Annotated in this window: 16 protein-coding genes, 8 tRNA genes and 1 rRNA gene; all 25 read right to left on the reverse strand. The window is 53.1% G+C overall.

Features of this window, described 5'->3' with window-relative positions:
- Positions 1-204: hypothetical protein (locus GJ1_RS18855; protein WP_217994766.1), on the reverse strand; the 204-nt coding region annotated here is incomplete at its 3' end.
- A gap of 47 nt (positions 205-251) precedes the next feature.
- Positions 252-324 (reverse strand) — tRNA-Ala (locus GJ1_RS08120).
- A gap of 12 nt (positions 325-336) precedes the next feature.
- Positions 337-410, reverse strand: a tRNA-Pro gene (locus GJ1_RS08125).
- Between the two features lie 4 nt (positions 411-414).
- Positions 415-488: transfer RNA gene (locus tag GJ1_RS08130), tRNA-Arg, on the reverse strand.
- A 3-nt stretch (positions 489-491) separates the two neighbouring features.
- Positions 492-577: transfer RNA gene (locus GJ1_RS08135), tRNA-Leu, on the reverse strand.
- A gap of 16 nt (positions 578-593) precedes the next feature.
- Positions 594-668 (reverse strand) — tRNA-Gly (locus tag GJ1_RS08140).
- A gap of 11 nt (positions 669-679) precedes the next feature.
- Positions 680-764, reverse strand: a tRNA-Leu gene (locus tag GJ1_RS08145).
- Between the two features lie 10 nt (positions 765-774).
- Positions 775-850: transfer RNA gene (locus tag GJ1_RS08150), tRNA-Lys, on the reverse strand.
- Positions 851-1,262: 412 nt separating this feature from the next.
- Positions 1,263-1,338, reverse strand: a tRNA-Val gene (locus GJ1_RS08155).
- An 8-nt stretch (positions 1,339-1,346) separates the two neighbouring features.
- Positions 1,347-1,463: ribosomal RNA gene (rrf, locus tag GJ1_RS08160) — 5S ribosomal RNA — on the reverse strand.
- Positions 1,464-1,879: 416 nt separating this feature from the next.
- On the reverse strand, positions 1,880-3,364 hold the full coding sequence (gene lysS / locus GJ1_RS08165) for a lysine--tRNA ligase (RefSeq protein WP_066230953.1): 1,485 nt from the start codon (positions 3,362-3,364) through the stop codon (positions 1,880-1,882).
- A gap of 89 nt (positions 3,365-3,453) precedes the next feature.
- Positions 3,454-4,455 (reverse strand): tRNA dihydrouridine synthase DusB, encoded by a 1,002-nt coding sequence (dusB, locus tag GJ1_RS08170; protein ID WP_066230960.1) that lies wholly within the window; start codon positions 4,453-4,455, stop codon positions 3,454-3,456.
- Positions 4,456-4,471: 16 nt separating this feature from the next.
- Complete coding sequence (locus tag GJ1_RS08175) at positions 4,472-4,693, reverse strand: helix-turn-helix domain-containing protein (protein WP_031406273.1); 222 nt, start codon at positions 4,691-4,693, stop codon at positions 4,472-4,474.
- The gene (gene folK, locus GJ1_RS08180; RefSeq protein ID WP_066230965.1) at positions 4,645-5,172 is read right to left on the reverse strand and encodes a 2-amino-4-hydroxy-6-hydroxymethyldihydropteridine diphosphokinase; all 528 of its coding nucleotides are present in this window, start codon (positions 5,170-5,172) and stop codon (positions 4,645-4,647) included. Before folK ends, GJ1_RS08175 begins: the two co-directional genes overlap by 49 nt.
- The gene (folB, locus tag GJ1_RS08185) at positions 5,173-5,562 is read right to left on the reverse strand and encodes a dihydroneopterin aldolase (protein ID WP_066230968.1); all 390 of its coding nucleotides are present in this window, start codon (positions 5,560-5,562) and stop codon (positions 5,173-5,175) included. It abuts the gene before it with no gap.
- A complete protein-coding gene (gene folP, locus GJ1_RS08190) occupies positions 5,525-6,376 on the reverse strand; it encodes a dihydropteroate synthase (protein WP_174520108.1) in 852 nt (283 codons plus the stop codon). The genes folB and folP overlap by 38 nt, the downstream gene beginning before the upstream one ends.
- A complete protein-coding gene (pabC, locus tag GJ1_RS08195; RefSeq protein WP_066230974.1) occupies positions 6,376-7,251 on the reverse strand; it encodes an aminodeoxychorismate lyase in 876 nt (291 codons plus the stop codon). The genes folP and pabC overlap by 1 nt, the downstream gene beginning before the upstream one ends.
- 5 nt (positions 7,252-7,256) lie before the next feature.
- Entirely contained in the window at positions 7,257-7,832 is a 576-nt protein-coding gene (pabA, locus tag GJ1_RS08200; RefSeq protein WP_066230976.1) for an aminodeoxychorismate/anthranilate synthase component II, read from the reverse strand.
- A 5-nt stretch (positions 7,833-7,837) separates the two neighbouring features.
- Complete coding sequence (locus GJ1_RS08205; RefSeq protein ID WP_066230979.1) at positions 7,838-9,259, reverse strand: anthranilate synthase component I family protein; 1,422 nt, start codon at positions 9,257-9,259, stop codon at positions 7,838-7,840.
- 115 nt (positions 9,260-9,374) lie between these two features.
- Positions 9,375-10,301 (reverse strand): cysteine synthase A, encoded by a 927-nt coding sequence (cysK, locus tag GJ1_RS08210; RefSeq protein WP_066230981.1) that lies wholly within the window; start codon positions 10,299-10,301, stop codon positions 9,375-9,377.
- A gap of 86 nt (positions 10,302-10,387) precedes the next feature.
- Positions 10,388-11,278, reverse strand: a complete 891-nt coding sequence (gene hslO, locus GJ1_RS08215) for an Hsp33 family molecular chaperone HslO (RefSeq protein WP_083509974.1) — start codon at positions 11,276-11,278, stop codon at positions 10,388-10,390.
- 8 nt (positions 11,279-11,286) lie between these two features.
- Entirely contained in the window at positions 11,287-12,063 is a 777-nt protein-coding gene (locus tag GJ1_RS08220; protein WP_066230983.1) for a type III pantothenate kinase, read from the reverse strand.
- A gap of 118 nt (positions 12,064-12,181) precedes the next feature.
- Positions 12,182-14,080 carry an ATP-dependent zinc metalloprotease FtsH gene (gene ftsH, locus GJ1_RS08225; RefSeq protein ID WP_066230986.1) on the reverse strand — a complete coding sequence of 633 codons (1,899 nt, stop codon included), beginning with the start codon at positions 14,078-14,080 and terminating at the stop codon, positions 12,182-12,184.
- Between the two features lie 94 nt (positions 14,081-14,174).
- A complete protein-coding gene (gene hpt, locus GJ1_RS08230) occupies positions 14,175-14,720 on the reverse strand; it encodes a hypoxanthine phosphoribosyltransferase (protein WP_012820458.1) in 546 nt (181 codons plus the stop codon).
- A gap of 11 nt (positions 14,721-14,731) precedes the next feature.
- Positions 14,732-16,126, reverse strand: a complete 1,395-nt coding sequence (tilS, locus tag GJ1_RS08235; RefSeq protein WP_066230989.1) for a tRNA lysidine(34) synthetase TilS — start codon at positions 16,124-16,126, stop codon at positions 14,732-14,734.
- Between the last annotated feature and the right edge of the window lie 57 nt (positions 16,127-16,183).

Here is a 16,183-nt window from a genome sequence, read left to right on the forward strand (position 1 = left end):
GGCTAATTTCACGCCACAGACGCCAAAAGCGCCGTGGCGCACGCGCTTCGTTTCGTTCAGTTTCCAAGGAACGAGACCTCTTCTTGAACTTGCTTCGTTGCAGTCTTGCGTCGAGGAATCCAGCTTCTCTGAGTTCACTTGCAGACGCAGACGCAAGGTTGCTGCTTCAGTTTGCTTCTCTGCAATCCTACCGAGGAACCTCACGCCCTCAAATTCCCTTGCAAGCGGTAGGCACAGGCATAAAGCAACAGTGGAGCCTATCGGGATCGAACCGATGACCTCCTGCGTGCAAAGCAGGCGCTCTCCCAGCTGAGCTAAGGCCCCATATGTCCAATATCGGGAAGACAGGATTTGAACCTGCGACCCCATGGTCCCAAACCATGTGCTCTACCAAACTGAGCTACTTCCCGCTAACGCGCTCGAGAGGATTCGAACCCCTAACCTTCTGATCCGTAGTCAGATGCTCTATCCAATTGAGCTACGAGCGCAAGTGCCGAGGGCCGGACTCGAACCGGCACGGTAGTTACCTACCCCAGGATTTTAAGTCCTGTGCGTCTGCCAATTCCGCCACCCCGGCTAAATGGGCAAATAAATGGAGCGGAAGACGGGACTCGAACCCGCGACCCCCACCTTGGCAAGGTGGTGTTCTACCACTGAACTACTTCCGCTCGAATCAACATGCGGGTGAAGGGACTCGAACCCCCACGCCCGTAAAGGGCACTAGACCCTGAATCTAGCGCGTCTGCCAATTCCGCCACACCCGCGAATCAATTGTGGTGAGCCATGGAGGACTCGAACCTCCGACCCTCTGATTAAAAGTCAGATGCTCTACCTACTGAGCTAATGGCTCATAGTTTAAGTATACACTCACAACCTACGATGTCCCTTCCTCTACCAGCCCATTCAAGGAAGTCGTATGCGTCGGGACAACTCGAAGCAAATTCGAAGATGCTTCGCTCGTTGCTCTACCTACTGAGCTAATGGCTCATGGTTCAGATAACACTCAAAGTGTTGCTTAGCTCTACCTGCCTCTTCCTCTGCCAGCTGATTCAAAGATGCTGGATGCGTCGAGGCAACTCGCAACCGTTTCGACGATGTATCGCTCGTTACTGAGTTAATGGCTCATGATTAGACAATACCCCAAGCGAACGATGTCCCTTCCTCTACTAGCTGATTCGAGGATGATAGGTGCGTCGGGGCAACTCGGGGCGAGTTCGAGGATGCAATCCTCGTTACCAAACTAATGGTTCATAATAAAACAATGGTGGAGGATGACGGGATCGAACCGCCGACCCCTTGCTTGTAAGGCAAGTGCTCTCCCAGCTGAGCTAATCCTCCACGGGATTGCCTAGCAGCGACCTACTCTTGCAGGGGCGCTGGCCCCAACTACCATCGGCGCTGGAGGGCTTAACTTCCGTGTTCGGGATGGGAACGGGTGTTTCCCCTCCGCTATCACCACTAAGCAATCAACAGACAACTTATATTGTAATTAAATTTATTTATTTGTCAATAGGTCTTAGTTTTTGGCGACTAGTGTTGTCGTTTCAACGCGCTATCATAGTATAACACGTTGAAGATGGCTTGTCAACTCATCTTATAGCGTTTGTTTTTCAGGAAAGCGGCGATGTTCATTTTATATATCTCCTTATCGAAAGTCAATAGCTTTTTAAAATTGAACGCTCTCCCATCTACGCAAACGCTGAGAGGTGGGAGATTCTTGGGAACACCTGCCCCACGGCAGGTTGTTGACCAAGCCATCCCCGTGCGCCCCACGTTTCTGCTGTCCCCACTTACGCTGATCGTGTTGAAGTGGGGGGCTTCTCGGTTAGAGATGATAAATCGCCTCCCGCGGTCCGCTTTTGCAGGAGGCGATCATGGTTTATTTATGTCGCATTTGCGGGAAGAGCAGCACGTCGCGGATCGACGGCGAGTTCGTCAGCAGCATGACCAGACGGTCGACGCCGATGCCGAGCCCGCCTGTCGGCGGCATGCCGTACTCGAGCGCTTCAAGGAAGTCTTCGTCCATTTCATGCGCTTCATCGTTTCCTTGTTCCCGTTCTTTCAGCTGCGCTTCGAAGCGCTGGCGCTGATCGATCGGATCGTTCAGTTCGGTAAAGGCGTTCGCATGTTCACGGCCGACGATAAACAGCTCAAATCGGTCGGTAAAGCGCGGGTCGTCCGGGTTTTTCTTGGCCAACGGCGAAATTTCAACCGGATGGCCGTAAATGAACGTCGGCTGGATGAGATGCGACTCCACTTTTTGTTCAAAAAATTCGTTGACAATATGGCCAAACGTCATATGTGGGGCGACTTCAACTCCATGTTCTTTCGCCAGCTCCCGCGCCTCTTCGTCGCTCATCTGCCGCCAAAAGTCGACGCCGACATATTCTTTGATCGCATCAACCATATGGAGACGCCGCCATTCAGGCGTCAAGTCGACGATATGCTCACCGTATTGAACTTTCGTTGTTCCAAGCACTTCAGCGGCAATATGGGCGATCAAGTTTTCTGTCAGTTTCATGATATCGCGGAAATCGGCGTACGCCTCGTACAATTCAAGCATCGTAAACTCCGGATTATGGCGGGTGGAAATGCCTTCGTTCCGAAAGACGCGGCCGATTTCATACACTTTTTCCAAACCGCCGACGATGAGCCGCTTTAAATGGAGCTCGATGGCGATTCGCATATAAAGGGTCATATCCAATGCGTTATGATGCGTAATGAATGGGCGCGCCGCGGCGCCGCCAGCCACAGCATGCATCATCGGCGTTTCAACTTCCAAATAGCCATGGCTGTCGAGATACCGCCGCATCGATTGGATGATTAAACTGCGGGTGATGAACGTCTTTTTGCTCTCCGGATTCATAATTAAATCGAGATAACGCTGGCGATAGCGTTGCTCAATGTCTCTCAACCCATGGTATTTTTCCGGCAATGGACGCAGCGCCTTCGTCAAAAATTCGTATGACGACACTTTGATGGAAAGTTCACCGACTTTTGTTTTAAACATCGTGCCGCGCACACCGACGATATCGCCAAGGTCAGAGATTTTAAACAGCTCGTATTGCTGTTCGCCGACATCGTCTTGACGGACGTAAATTTGGATTTGTCCGGTGACGTCCTGGATATGGGCGAACCCGGCTTTCCCTTTGCCACGCTTGGTCATGATGCGGCCGGCAACGGCAACTTCGATTTGTTTTTCTTCAAGCTCCTCTTTCGATAAATCGCCGTATAGTTCAAACAGCTCTTGCGCTTTATGGGTGCGCTCGAATCGTTTGCCAAACGGGTCGACACCCAATTCCTCAATTTTTTTCAGCTTTTCCCTGCGGACGCGCAGTTGGTCATTCAATTCTTCGTGGCTCATGTTTCCTTCACTCCATTTAGCGATTTTTGACGAAAAATACTGCCAGCGCTCGCTGGCAGTCCTCCGCGGCATGAATGTCCTTTCGTCGTTTAAACGGCTTGGGCGTTCGCCGCTGCTTGGGCTTCCGCTTCTTCCGCTACGCGAAGCAACAGTGCGGCCAGTTCGTCCCGCGTTTCGCATTCATTGATGGCGTTGCGGATTTTCGCTGCGCCGCGAATGCCTTTTAAATACCAAGCAGCATGTTTACGCATCTCTTTCACAGCGATATACTCGCCTTTTAAGGCAATTAAGCGGTCCAAATGCAACAGGCAGACGTCGATTTTTTCCCTCGGCGTCGGTTCCGGAATGAGCTCCCCGGTTTCTAAATAGCGGACCGTGCGGTAGATCATCCACGGGTTGCCGAGCGCCGCCCGTCCGATCATGACACCGTCGACTCCTGTTTCTTCCAGCATCCGCTTCGCATCTTGCGGCGTTTTGACATCGCCGTTGCCGATGACCGGGATGTTGACGGCTTCCTTCACTTGTTTGATGATGTTCCAGTCCGCTTTTCCTTCATACATTTGCACCCTTGTCCGTCCGTGCACGGCGACGGCCTTGCCGCCGGCGCGTTCGACCGCTTGCGCGTTTTCGACGGCGTAAATGTGCTTTTCATCCCAACCGATCCGCATTTTCACCGTGACCGGTTTTTCAACGGCATCGACGATGGCGGCGACGACATCGTAAATTTTATTCGGGTCAAGCAGCCATTTCGCTCCAGCGTCACAATTCGTAATTTTCGGCACTGGGCAACCCATATTGATATCGATGATATCCGCATTCGTATTTTTATCGACAAATTTCGCCGCTTTGACAAGCGTTTCTTTTTCGCCGCCGAAAATTTGCAAGCTAATCGGCTTTTCCCTTTCATCGATATATAACATGTTTAACGTCTTTTCGTTGTTGTATACGATTCCTTTGTCGCTCACCATCTCGGCGCATACAAGTCCGGCGCCGAATTCTTTGACGGTCAGGCGGAACGCCGAGTTGCATACGCCTGCCATCGGAGCGAGCACGACGCGGTTTTTAATTTCGACATCGCCAATGCGAAACATCGAAGATGCCTCCTTTCTACTTGTTCGATTCGAGTTTCGGCGGCGACAGTTCCTCCACCGATATGTTCAGCCGTTCGGCGATTTGTCCAACGAGCGAATCGGACGGCATCCGATTGCCCCGTTCAATTTCGCCAAGGATCGATACGGAAATGCCAAGTTCTTTCGCCAGTCTTTCTTGCGTATATCCTTTCAGCTTTCGAAAAGCGCGAATACGTCTTCCCCATCTCTCAGCTTCCATACACGAACTCCTTTTTTGTCAGGTAGTCGTCCAATAATGTCGATTAACGGTTCGGAAAGGTTCGGTATTGCCACATGGGAGTTGACTTCCAACAACGGGATGAGCACGAACGCCCGCTCCGCCATGCGCGGGTGCGGGATCGTCAGCTGCTCTGTTTCAATATTTTCATGATTATACAGCAAAATGTCAAGGTCTAACGTCCGCGGCCCCCAGCGAATTTCCCGTTTTCTTCCAAACCGCTGTTCAATTTGTTGGGTTGCGTCAAGCAAGGCAAACGGCGACAACGACGTCGCCACCTCGATCACCATGTTTAAAAACTTGCCTTGGTTGACGTAGCCGACCGGATCGGTTTCATAAATAGACGAACTCGATGTGACAGAAATTCCCTCATGGTGATGGAGCACCCTAATGGCATCACGCAAATAAGAAACACGATCTCCCAAGTTCGAGCCCAAAGCGATATATGCGATGTTTTCCATTTAACGCCCCCTATCAATTTCGACCGCGACATGTTGATAATGGCCGCGAATCGGTGGATTCGGCTTCGTCACTTTGACAATGCAACGCTGAACAGCGGGAAAGGCCGAGAGCAAATCAGCGGCAATCGCTTCAGCGACCGCTTCGATCAAGGCGAACGTCCGCTCCTCAACGATCATCCGGCAGCGTTCGTACACCTCGGCATAGTTGACGGTATGTTCAAGACGATCGCTCCGCCCGGCGGGTTGCAAGTCGAGCTCCAACGTCACATCGACCAAAAATCGCTGGCCGAGAATGTTTTCCTCGCGAAGCACCCCATGGTAGCCGTAAAATTCCATCCCTTGCACGTAGATTTTATCGATGGCCGTTCTCTCCCTTCCCGAGCATGGCATCCATCATTTTCGCCATGCGGGCGATCGGCAATACATCGTGGACGCGGACGATATGCGCTCCTTTGACAATACCGAGGCAAACGGTCGCTCCTGTCCCTTCAACCCGCTCCTCGACCGGGACGTCGAGCACATGGCCGATAAATCGTTTGCGCGATGTGCCGAGCAAAAGCGGATAACCAAGAGCGGCAAATTCATCGAGACGCCGCATCACTTCCAAGTTATGCTCGACTGTTTTGGCGAAGCCGATCCCCGGATCTAAAATAATATTCTCATCTTTCACACCCGCTTCTTTGGCGATGCGAATGCTTTCTTTCAAATCGGCGATCATGTCGGAAATCAAGTTGCGATACGCCATATCATGGCGGTTGTGCATTAAAATGATCGGCGCGTCGTAGGCGGCGGCGACGCGGGCCATATCAGGGTCCGCTTTTGCTCCCCAGATGTCATTGATGATGTGCGCTCCGACTTCTATCGCTTGCCGCGCCACTTCCGCTTTGTACGTGTCAATGGAGATCGGCACATTCACCGCCTTGGCAATCGCTTTGACCGCTGGGATGACGCGGCGCAATTCTTCATCAAGCGGCACCGGCTCCGCTCCTGGGCGGGTCGATTCGCCGCCGATATCGATGATGTCCGCCCCTTCCGCCACAAGCCGCTTCGCATGCTCGACCGCTTTTTCGACGTCGTAAAACCGGCCGCCGTCGGAAAACGAATCGGGCGTGACGTTCACAATGCCCATGATCAACGTTTTTTTGCGCAAGTCAAGCTCATGCCCGCGGCATTGAAGCACAAGGGAACGCGTCAATGTTGTCATCATTGTTTCATCCTTTCTGCCAATTCGTTCCTCGTCCATAACGTATCGGTAAAGCGGCGGTAATGATGCTGCAACTCACGGGTCACCGGCCCATTTTTTCCTTGGTAAATGCGACGGCCGATGCGGTGAAGCGGCACGATTTCCTGCACAGAATTCGTGATAAATGCTTCATCCGCCTGCAGCAAGTGGGACAACGGATATACCCCTTCTTCCACCGGGATGTGCAACTGATTGAGCAAGGCCATGACGAATTGCCTGGTGATGCCGTTTAGTATGCCGACCGCCGGCGTCGGGGTGTAAACGATGCCGTCTTTCACCCAAAAAATATTGGAAACGATCCCCTCTGCTACCGCACCGTCTGAATTCAAAAAAATTCCTTCTGCATGAGGTCGAGACCCAAGCTCCCATCTCCCGATCATATTGTTTAAATAATGGTGCGACTTTAGTCGCTCAATGCCTTCCGGGCTGTTTCTTCGCGTCCCGAGCACCACCCCTTCTTTTCCTTCCGGAGGGGCGGGCGGCGGCAACGGCTTCATATAGACGATGACGGTCGGGTTTCGGTAACTTTCGATCGGCAAACCGAGATCACCGACCCCGGCCGATACATTAAAGCGCACATAAGCGTCGCGCAAGCCGTTGGCCTCGAGCAACTGCTCGATGATCGCCATTGCTTCGGTGCGGCCGAACTGCCTTTTGATGTGAAGCTCAGACAGCCCTTTGTTCAACCGCGCCAAATGATCGTCAAGCAAAAAGGGGTGGCCGCCGTACGTGCGGAATGTTTCAAATAAGCCGAGCCCGTATAAAAAACCGTGATCAAACGCTGATAGCCGAGCTTCTTCACTCGGAACGACCGCGCCGTTGATATACACGTACATGGCTGTCACGCCTTTTTATACGTGTCGATAAAGTTTTTCAACAGCTGCATCCCATGGCTGGTCATAATCGATTCCGGATGAAACTGCACGCCTTCCACCGGAAGCGTTTTATGGCGAATGGCCATCACTTCATCCTCTTCCGTCCAAGCCGACACGACGAAACAGTCCGGAAGCGTCTCTTTCTCGACGATCAAGGAATGGTAACGCGTCGCTGTAAACGGGTTCGGCACGCCGCGGAAAATCGTTTCCCCGTCATGGTAGACGGACGACGTTTTTCCGTGCATCAGCCTCGGGGCGCGGACAACGCGGCCGCCAAACGCCTGGGCGATGGCTTGATGGCCGAGACAGACACCGAAAATCGGAATTTGGCCGGCAAAGCGGTCGATGACCTCCAGGCTGACGCCTGCCTCATTCGGTGTGCACGGACCAGGGGAAATCATGATAAAGTCGGGGCGAAGCTGTTCGATTTCAGCCACCGTAATTTCATCATTTCGCTTGACGATCAGCTCTTCGCCCAACACGCCCAAATATTGCACCAAATTGTACGTAAATGAGTCATAGTTATCGATCATGACGATCATCTTTCTCACCTCATGCTCCGAAATAGTGTCTCTGCTTCGCTCAGCTCTTTCGCTTTCCAAAGGGCGGCCGCTTTCTTCAGGCATTCTTGGTACTCGTGCTGCGGATTCGAATCAATCACAATGCCCGCTCCTGCTTGCACGTGCGCCAATCCGTCTTTGACGATCATCGTTCGGATGGCGATGTTCAGCTCCATGTTCCCTTGAAAATCGATCCAACCGATCGAGCCTGTGTACAAGCCGCGGCGGACCGGTTCCAATTCTTCAATAATTTCCATTGTCCGCACTTTCGGGGCGCCGGTGATCGTCCCGCCGGGAAACATGGCGCGAATGACCGAGAACGCGTCGTGCTCTGGCGCCATGATGCCCGATACGTGAGAAACAATATGCATGACATGGGAATATTTTTCGACGGTCATCCATTCATCCACACGAACCGTCCCGTATGCACAGACGCGCCCAAGGTCATTTCGTTCAAGATCGACGAGCATGGCGTGCTCGGCCTGTTCTTTTTCACTCGCGAGCAGTCTACGGGCGATCTGCTCGTCTTCCGCTTTCGTGCGGCCGCGCGAACGTGTGCCGGCGATCGGGCGCGTCTCAAGGCGCAACCCCCGCTTGCGGACGAGCAGCTCCGGCGAGCCGCTGACGACTTGAAATTCCGGAGTATGCAAATATGCCATATAAGGTGACGGATTAAGGGTCCGCAGCTGCTTGTAGACGGCAAATGGGTGCGTCAACAGCGGCTGCGACTGGCGCACCGACAAATTGACTTGGAACACATCGCCCGCTGCAATATAGCGTTGCACACGGCGAACCGCATCCATAAATTGCTCTTTTGCCATCGAAACAGACGGCGCAGCTTCCGAAACGGCAGGCGGCCAGACCGGCGCCTCGTTCCGCTCCTCGATCCACATCCGTGCATGCCGCGCAAGCCGCCGGTTTGCTTCGTCTTCCTCTCCTTCATCCGCGTAGGCCAGCAAATGAAGCTGCTCGGTTTGGTGGTCATAAATCGCCACATCGTCAAAGAGGAAAAAATACATAAGCGGCAGCTGCAAATCATCTTGGGCAAGCATCGGAAGCCGTTCCAGATAGCGAACCGCATCATAGCTAATGAAACCGATCAGCCCGCCTTGGCAAGGCAACGGCTCTCCCTCATCCGGCACGGCGAAACGCCGAAACCATTGCCGGAGCCCTTCAAGCGGCGGGCCATCGAGCACCGTTTCAGCCCCGCGGTGTTTGATGACGAGCTGCCGCTCGGCAGCGCGAATCACCCCGATCGGGTCAAGGCCGATAATGCTGTATCTTCCTCCTTGGCCGCTCTCAAGCAACACATGATGAGGCCGGTTATAAGCCAGCTGTTCGTATCGGCGGAACCAATCCCGCCCGCGATAATCGAGCGTCCGCCTCAATCGCCTGCGCCGCTGTTCCATCTTGGTCAGCTCCTTACGATGTCCATAGTTACTTTATATTGTACAATGATTGTCCATTCATATCACTAGGAACGTAAAAAAATTCGACAGGGTTGCCCCTGCCGAAAAAGACGGTTTAGTCTTCAAATTGGTAAAGCGGCGTGCTCAAATAGCGTTCGCCGTTGCTCGGGATGATGGCGAGCACTTTTTTCCCTTTGCCGAGCTCTTTCGCCACTTTCAACGCCGCATGAATCGCAGCGCCGGACGAAATGCCGCCGAGAATGCCTTCCTCGCGGGCCGCGCGGCGGGCTGCTGCAAACGCTTCTTCCGTCGTTACCGTAATGACCCCGTCATAAATGCTCGTATCCAAAATATCCGGAACAAAGCCAGCGCCGATCCCTTGAATTTTATGCGGACCAGGTTTTCCGCCCGACAAGACCGGCGAATCGGCCGGCTCAACGGCGTAAATTTTAATGTTCGGATATGTTTCGCGCAACACTTGGCCGGCCCCTGTAATCGTTCCGCCCGTGCCGACGCCGGCAACGAACGCATCGAGCTGATCGCCCATTTGCTCCACGATTTCTTTCCCGGTCGTCAAACGGTGGATTTCCGGGTTCGCTTCGTTTTTAAATTGCTGCGGCATAAAGTAGCCATGCTCGCGGACGAGCTCTTCGGCCTTTGCAATGGCCCCGCGCATTCCTTGCGCACCCGGCGTGAGCACCAGCTCCGCTCCATACGCCCGCAACAGGTTGCGGCGCTCCAAGCTCATCGTATCCGGCATGACTAGCACCGCTTTATACCCTTTCGCCGCTGCCACCATCGCCAGACCGATCCCGGTGTTGCCGCTTGTCGGCTCGACGATCGTATCGCCCGGCTTCAGTTTTCCCTCTTTTTCTGCTGCCTCAATCATCGCCAATGCGATCCGGTCTTTGACGCTGCTGCCCGGGTTCATAAATTCCAGTTTCAAATACACATCCGCGCTGTCCTCATCTACGATGCGGTTCAGTTTCACAGCCGGCGTATCACCGATCAATTCGGTTATCGAGTTGACTGTGCGTGCCATTGTTCCACCCCTAATCCCTATTAATTTTATCGAATTTGTCTCCAATGTATCAGTTATTGGCGTAATTGTCAATCATTTTACTGTTTTCATTCTTTTTTTGCTAGTTGTTTCAACTGTTCCAGCTCGGCTTTGTCGAAATGGTATGTTTCATTGCAAAAATGACACGAAGCCTCCGCCTGCCCTTCTTTTTCGATGATGTCTTCGATTTCCTCCGGGCCAAGGCTGATAAGGGCATCAGCGATCCGCTCGCGCGAGCAGCGGCAGACGAATGACACCGGCATCGTTTCCAGCACGCGCACACCGCCGTCGCCCAACAGCTGCTCGAGCATTTGCTCCGGTCCGAGTCCGCTTTCAATCATGCGCGATACAGGCGGAATTTGTTTCAGCCGCTCTTCAATGCGAATGATCGTGCTTTCCTCCGTCCCAGGCATCAACTGGATGATAAATCCCCCGGCCGCCCGGATTGTATGGTCGGGATTGACGAGCACCCCGACGCCGACCGACGACGGGATTTGCTCGGATGAAGCAAAATAATACGTAAAATCATCGCCAAGTTCCCCGGAGATAAGCGGCACTTGTCCGGTGAAAAAGTCGCGCAGGCCAAGATCCTTCACGACCGTCAACATCCCATTTTTGCCGACCGCCCGGGCGACATCGAGCTTCCCATGCTCGTTCAGCTCAAAATGTACGTGCGGATTCGTTACGTATCCACGCACTTCCCCTTTGGCATTGCTGTCGACCAAAATGACGCCAATTGGGCCGCCGCCGTCAATTTTAATCGTCAACGTTTCCTCTCCTTTCAGCATCGCCCCCATCATGACGCCGGCGGTCAACGCCCGGCCAAGGGCCGCTGAGGCGGTCGGCCATGTTTGATGGCGGCGCTGCGCCTCGGCGACGGTTTCCGTCGTTCTTGCGGCATACGCTCTCACTTGTCCATCGTAAGCGAGCGCTTTCACTAAATAGTCTCCCATCGTCATCAAACCCTTCATCCTTTTTTCTCGGTGTTTTTCTCATACAACAGTTTTAAGCCGGTCAGCGTCAAAAATGGATCAACGACATCAATGACGTCCGATTCGCTGGCAATAAGCGGCGCGAGACCGCCGGTGGCAATCACCTTCGGCGGAACTTTGCTTTTCGCCTTCATTCGCGACACGATGCCTTCCACTTGTCCGACATAGCCGTACAAAATGCCGGCTTGCATGGCGCTGACCGTATTTTTGCCGATGATATCATCCGGACGGGCGATTTCAATGCGCGGCAATTTCGCCGCTCGCGCAAACAGAGCCTCCGTCGAGATCATAATTCCCGGGGCAATGGCCCCTCCCATATATTGTTTATGTTCATTAATATAACAATACGTCGTTGCCGTGCCAAAGTCGACGATAATGAGCGGGCTGCCGTACAAATGGATGCCAGCGACCGCGTTGACGATCCGGTCGGCGCCCACCTCGCGCGGATTATCGTATTTAATGTCAAGCCCGGTTTTAATGCCCGGACCGACGACAAGCGGCTTGATGTGGAAATATTTTAAGCACATGCGTTCAAGGGCAAACATGATCGGTGGCACAACCGAGGAAATGATAATGCCATGAATGTCAGAAAACTGCAGGCCGACATGATTCAAGAGCGCTTTGATCGTCATGCCGTATTCGTCTTCCGTTTTCGCCCGGCTCGTCTCAATGCGCCAATGATGCTTCAGTTCATCGCCGTCATACACCCCTAACACCGTGTTTGTATTGCCGACATCCAACACAAAAATCATCGCTTCATTCCTCGCTTTTCCTCGATAAATTCCCTTCTTTATCATATCATACTTGCGAAAAAAACACCTTCTTCCTTGGGCGGCCAACAAAAAAAGATGTCTCCAAAAGAGACATCGATTACTCTTCTTTCTTTTGAATGTTAATTTTCACGTCGCCTTTATCTTTATCAGCCCCGTTGTTTCCGTTGCGGTCCGGCGGCAACGTGCCATGTTCGAACAAATGTTTAATTTGCTCAGCATCGAGCGTCTCGACTTCTAACAGCGTGTTGGCGATCAAATCCAATTTGTCGCGATGCTGGGTCAAAATTTGTTTCGCTTTTTCATAGCACTCTTTAATGATGCGCTGAATCTCCAAGTCAATTTCATAAGCGATTTTGTCGCTGTAGTTTTGTTCGTTATGCAAATCGCGGCCTAAAAACACTTGCCCGCTCGGTTGGCCGAATTGAAGGGGACCGAGCTTGTCGCTCATGCCAAACTCCGTCACCATCCGGCGCGCGATGTTCGTCGCCCGCTGAAAATCGTTATGGGCCCCTGTGCTCACTTCATTGAACACGATTTCCTCGGCGACGCGCCCGCCAAGCAATCCGGTGATTTTATCCATCAGTTCGGCTTTCGTCATAAAGTAGCGGTCTTCTTTCGGCAGCATCACCGCATAGCCGCCGGCTTGGCCGCGCGGCACGATCGTCACTTTATGCACCATTTCCGCATCGGCGAGCACCATGCCGATGACCGTATGCCCGGCTTCGTGAAAGGCGACAATGCGCCGCTCTTTTTCCGAAATGACGCGGCTTTTTTTCGCCGGGCCAGCGATGACGCGGTCCGTCGCCTCATCAATATCGCTCATATCGATTTTCTTTTTATTGCGGCGCGCCGCAACGAGCGCCGCCTCATTCAGCAAGTTTTCCAAGTCGGCGCCGGAAAACCCCGGCGTCCGCATCGCGATCGTCTTCAAGTCGACCGACTCATCAAGCGGCTTGTTGCGAGCGTGCACGCGCAACACCGCTTCACGCCCTTTTACATCCGGCCGGTCGACGGTAATTTGCCGGTCGAAGCGTCCCGGGCGCAACAATGCCGGGTCTAAAATGTCCGGTCGGTTCGTCGCCGCGATAATAATGATCCCTTCATTGCCGTTGAAACCGTCCATTTCCACAAGCAGCTGGTTGAGCGTCTGCTCGCGTTCGTCATGCCCGCCGCCAAGGCCGGCGCCGCGCTGGCGGCCGACCGCGTCAATTTCATCGATAAAAATGATGCACGGAGCATTTTTTTTCGCCGTTTCAAACAAGTCGCGCACGCGCGATGCCCCGACCCCAACGAACATTTCCACGAAATCGGAACCGCTGATCGAGAAAAACGGCACACCCGCTTCCCCGGCAACCGCGCGCGCCAACAACGTCTTCCCGGTTCCCGGCGGTCCGACGAGCAATACCCCTTTCGGAATGCGGGCGCCAAGTTCCACAAACTTGCGCGGGTCTTTTAAAAACTCGACAATTTCCACGAGCTCTTCTTTCTCCTCGTCCGCCCCAGCCACATCGCGGAAACGGACTTTCCGCTTGTCATCCGTATACAGGCGCGCCCGGCTTTTGCCGAAATTCATCACTCGGCTGCCGCCGCCTTGGGCTTGGTTCAGCAGGAAGAAGAACAAAATAAAAATAATGACAAACGGGATGATGGAGGTGAAAAACGTCACCCATCCGCTCGTTTCGTCCGCTGGCACGACTTCCACCCGCGTCCGCGCCGCCGCCGCATCGATGCGGTCAAGCACTTTGTCGCTGTTCATGACATAGGTAGAAAAGTACTGCCCTTCGCTATATGTTTTCAACTGTCCTTTGATTTCATATACGCCGCGCTCCGGCTTAATGGAAAACGACTTGACATCCCCGTTTTCCAAGTGAGTGATGAACGCATCGTACGTCATCGGCTCGGTTCGCTGGTTCGTGCCGTTAAAAAAGCTGACGACGCCGATCACGACGAGGAAAATCAGCAAATAAAAGATGGTATTGCGGAAAATCCGGTTCATTTCTTGCCTCCTCCCATATGAAACACACTATACTCAATACTATCATAGAAATTTGTTGAAATACAAACAATTCGGCCGGCGCACAGCAACCGTTCTACTTCTGGTACACTTCCGGCTTTAAGACGCCGATAAACGGGAGGTTGCGGTATTTTTCCGCGTAATCGAGCCCGTAGCCGACGACGAATTCATCCGGGACGGTAAATCCAGTGTAATCGGCTTGAATGTCCGCCTTCCGTCCGGACGGCTTGTCAAGGAGCGTGACGATTTTGATCGAATTCGCCTTCCGATAGCGGAACAAGTCGACCAAATAGCTGAGCGTCAGCCCGCTGTCAATAATATCCTCAATGATCAAAATATCGCGTCCTTCGACCGATGTGTTCAAGTCTTTGACGATCTTTACTTCGCCAGATGAAACGGTCGCATTGCCATAGCTCGATACGTCCATAAAATCCATTTCCAAATATGTATCAATATGTTTGAGCAAATCGGCCATAAACGGCATCGCCCCTTTGAGGACGCCGACGGCGAGCGGAAAACGGCCTTCATATTCTTTTGTCAGCAAACCGCCCAGTTCTTTCACTTTTGCCTGAATTTCCTCTTCGGTGATCAATACTTTTTGAATATCATCTTTCATCCCCATCTTTTTTCCTCCTAGCTGTTCATCGCTTGATAATGAAGCAAAATATAGCGAGCTTGCCCGCGGTTTTGCGCTTCAAACGCCGACTTTTTCAGGCCGGGCACCCAAAGGATGCGGCCGTCGGCATCTTCGACGATCGGCCAGCGATCCCTTTCCATCCGCGGAATTTTTGCTTCAATGAAAATTTCTTTAATCTTTTTCGTGCCTCCTGCCCCCTTGAGCACAATCCGGTCGCCGCGCCGGCGCGTCCGCACGCGAAGCGGCAAGGAGACGGAAGCGGGATCCACGACGAACCAATCGTTCCCTGCCTTCCTTCTTGGATAGTGTTCCCCAAATTTACTGATGATTGCATAACCGTTTGGGAGAGGCAATAGCGCCGGAACCGCCAATTCGAACCGATAGCCTTTCTCGCCGCTTTCTGCGTCGAAGGTAAACAAACAGCGGTCGTACAAACGAATCACTTTGAGTCCTTTCGGCAAATCGAGCATTCCGGAAGGGCGGCCGCGCTCACAAAGCATCAGTATATGGCCGATATGTACCGAAGTTAATGCCGGCGGAACGCTGCCGTAAAGACGAAGAAGCAATAGCTGCAACACCCGGCGCTGCAACGGCCGCGGCAGCGCCAAAAACGGATCGATGGAAAGCACCGCATCGCGATGCCGTTTTTCCATTACTTTATTCAGCGCGTCCGCAGCTAATTCCTCCAGAAACTGCTCATCTTCCGCCATCATTTCACTGTATTGCTGGAAGCGCTCATGCAAGCGCGGGTTTTCCTGCCTGAGCAGCGGGACGATATGATGGCGGAACCGGTTGCGCGTATAATCGTCTTTCTCATTGCTTGGGTCGCGGCGCGGAGAAAGCCCCGCCTCTCGGCAATACGCTTCAATCTCCGCCCGGCTGACGGCCAAAAACGGACGGATGAGATAGCCGCCATGAAACGGCCGTTTGACGGGAATGCCGGCGTATCCTTTGCTTGTGCTGCCGCGCACAAGCCGCATTAAAATCGTCTCAACTTGATCGTCGCCATGATGACCTACGGCGACGTACCCCGCTTGATGCTTTTCCATCAGTTCAGCAAAAAAGCGGTAGCGGCAGATGCGCGCCGCCTCCTGGGCGCCAAGGCCCGTGCGGCGCTGAAAAGCCGGAACGTCGATTTGCGCCGTCTCACATAAAATACGGCGCTCCGCGCAAAAATGTTTCACAAACTCCATCTCTTCTTCCGATTCCCGACCGCGAAACATATGGTCAACATGGGCCGCTATGACCTGAAGCTTCCATTTGTCGCGCAAAGATAAAAAAACGTGCAACAACGCAAGCGAGTCCGGGCCTCCGGAAACGCCGACGATGACCGTCGCTCCTTCTGAAAGCAACTGATGCCTGTCAATAAAAGCGCGCACTTTGTCGATCATCCGAGCCAACCTCTTTGCGTTTCGTTCAGCTTCATCGTAACACGTCCGCCCTGTTTT

Origin of the sequence: Geobacillus jurassicus NBRC 107829 (genome assembly GCF_001544315.1) — a bacterium.
In the GTDB taxonomy this organism is placed as follows: domain Bacteria; phylum Bacillota; class Bacilli; order Bacillales; family Anoxybacillaceae; genus Geobacillus; species Geobacillus jurassicus.

Bases quoted from the DNA above. Each gene is read 5' to 3' on its own strand.
- lysS (WP_066230953.1), bottom strand. From the start codon at position 3,364: ATGAGCCACGAAGAATTGAATGACCAACTGCGCGTCCGCAGGGAAAAG.
- dusB (WP_066230960.1), bottom strand. From the start codon at position 4,455: ATGTTTCGCATTGGCGATGTCGAAATTAAAAACCGCGTCGTGCTCGCT.
- GJ1_RS08175 (WP_031406273.1), bottom strand. From the start codon at position 4,693: ATGGAAGCTGAGAGATGGGGAAGACGTATTCGCGCTTTTCGAAAGCTG.
- folK (WP_066230965.1), bottom strand. From the start codon at position 5,172: ATGGAAAACATCGCATATATCGCTTTGGGCTCGAACTTGGGAGATCGT.
- folB (WP_066230968.1), bottom strand. From the start codon at position 5,562: ATGCCATGCTCGGGAAGGGAGAGAACGGCCATCGATAAAATCTACGTG.
- folP (WP_174520108.1), bottom strand. From the start codon at position 6,376: ATGACAACATTGACGCGTTCCCTTGTGCTTCAATGCCGCGGGCATGAG.
- pabC (WP_066230974.1), bottom strand. From the start codon at position 7,251: ATGTACGTGTATATCAACGGCGCGGTCGTTCCGAGTGAAGAAGCTCGG.
- pabA (WP_066230976.1), bottom strand. From the start codon at position 7,832: ATGATCGTCATGATCGATAACTATGACTCATTTACGTACAATTTGGTG.
- GJ1_RS08205 (WP_066230979.1), bottom strand. From the start codon at position 9,259: ATGGAACAGCGGCGCAGGCGATTGAGGCGGACGCTCGATTATCGCGGG.
- cysK (WP_066230981.1), bottom strand. From the start codon at position 10,301: ATGGCACGCACAGTCAACTCGATAACCGAATTGATCGGTGATACGCCG.
- hslO (WP_083509974.1), bottom strand. From the start codon at position 11,278: ATGACGATGGGAGACTATTTAGTGAAAGCGCTCGCTTACGATGGACAA.
- GJ1_RS08220 (WP_066230983.1), bottom strand. From the start codon at position 12,063: ATGATTTTTGTGTTGGATGTCGGCAATACAAACACGGTGTTAGGGGTG.
- ftsH (WP_066230986.1), bottom strand. From the start codon at position 14,080: ATGAACCGGATTTTCCGCAATACCATCTTTTATTTGCTGATTTTCCTC.
- hpt (WP_012820458.1), bottom strand. From the start codon at position 14,720: ATGGGGATGAAAGATGATATTCAAAAAGTATTGATCACCGAAGAGGAA.
- tilS (WP_066230989.1), bottom strand. From the start codon at position 16,126: ATGATCGACAAAGTGCGCGCTTTTATTGACAGGCATCAGTTGCTTTCA.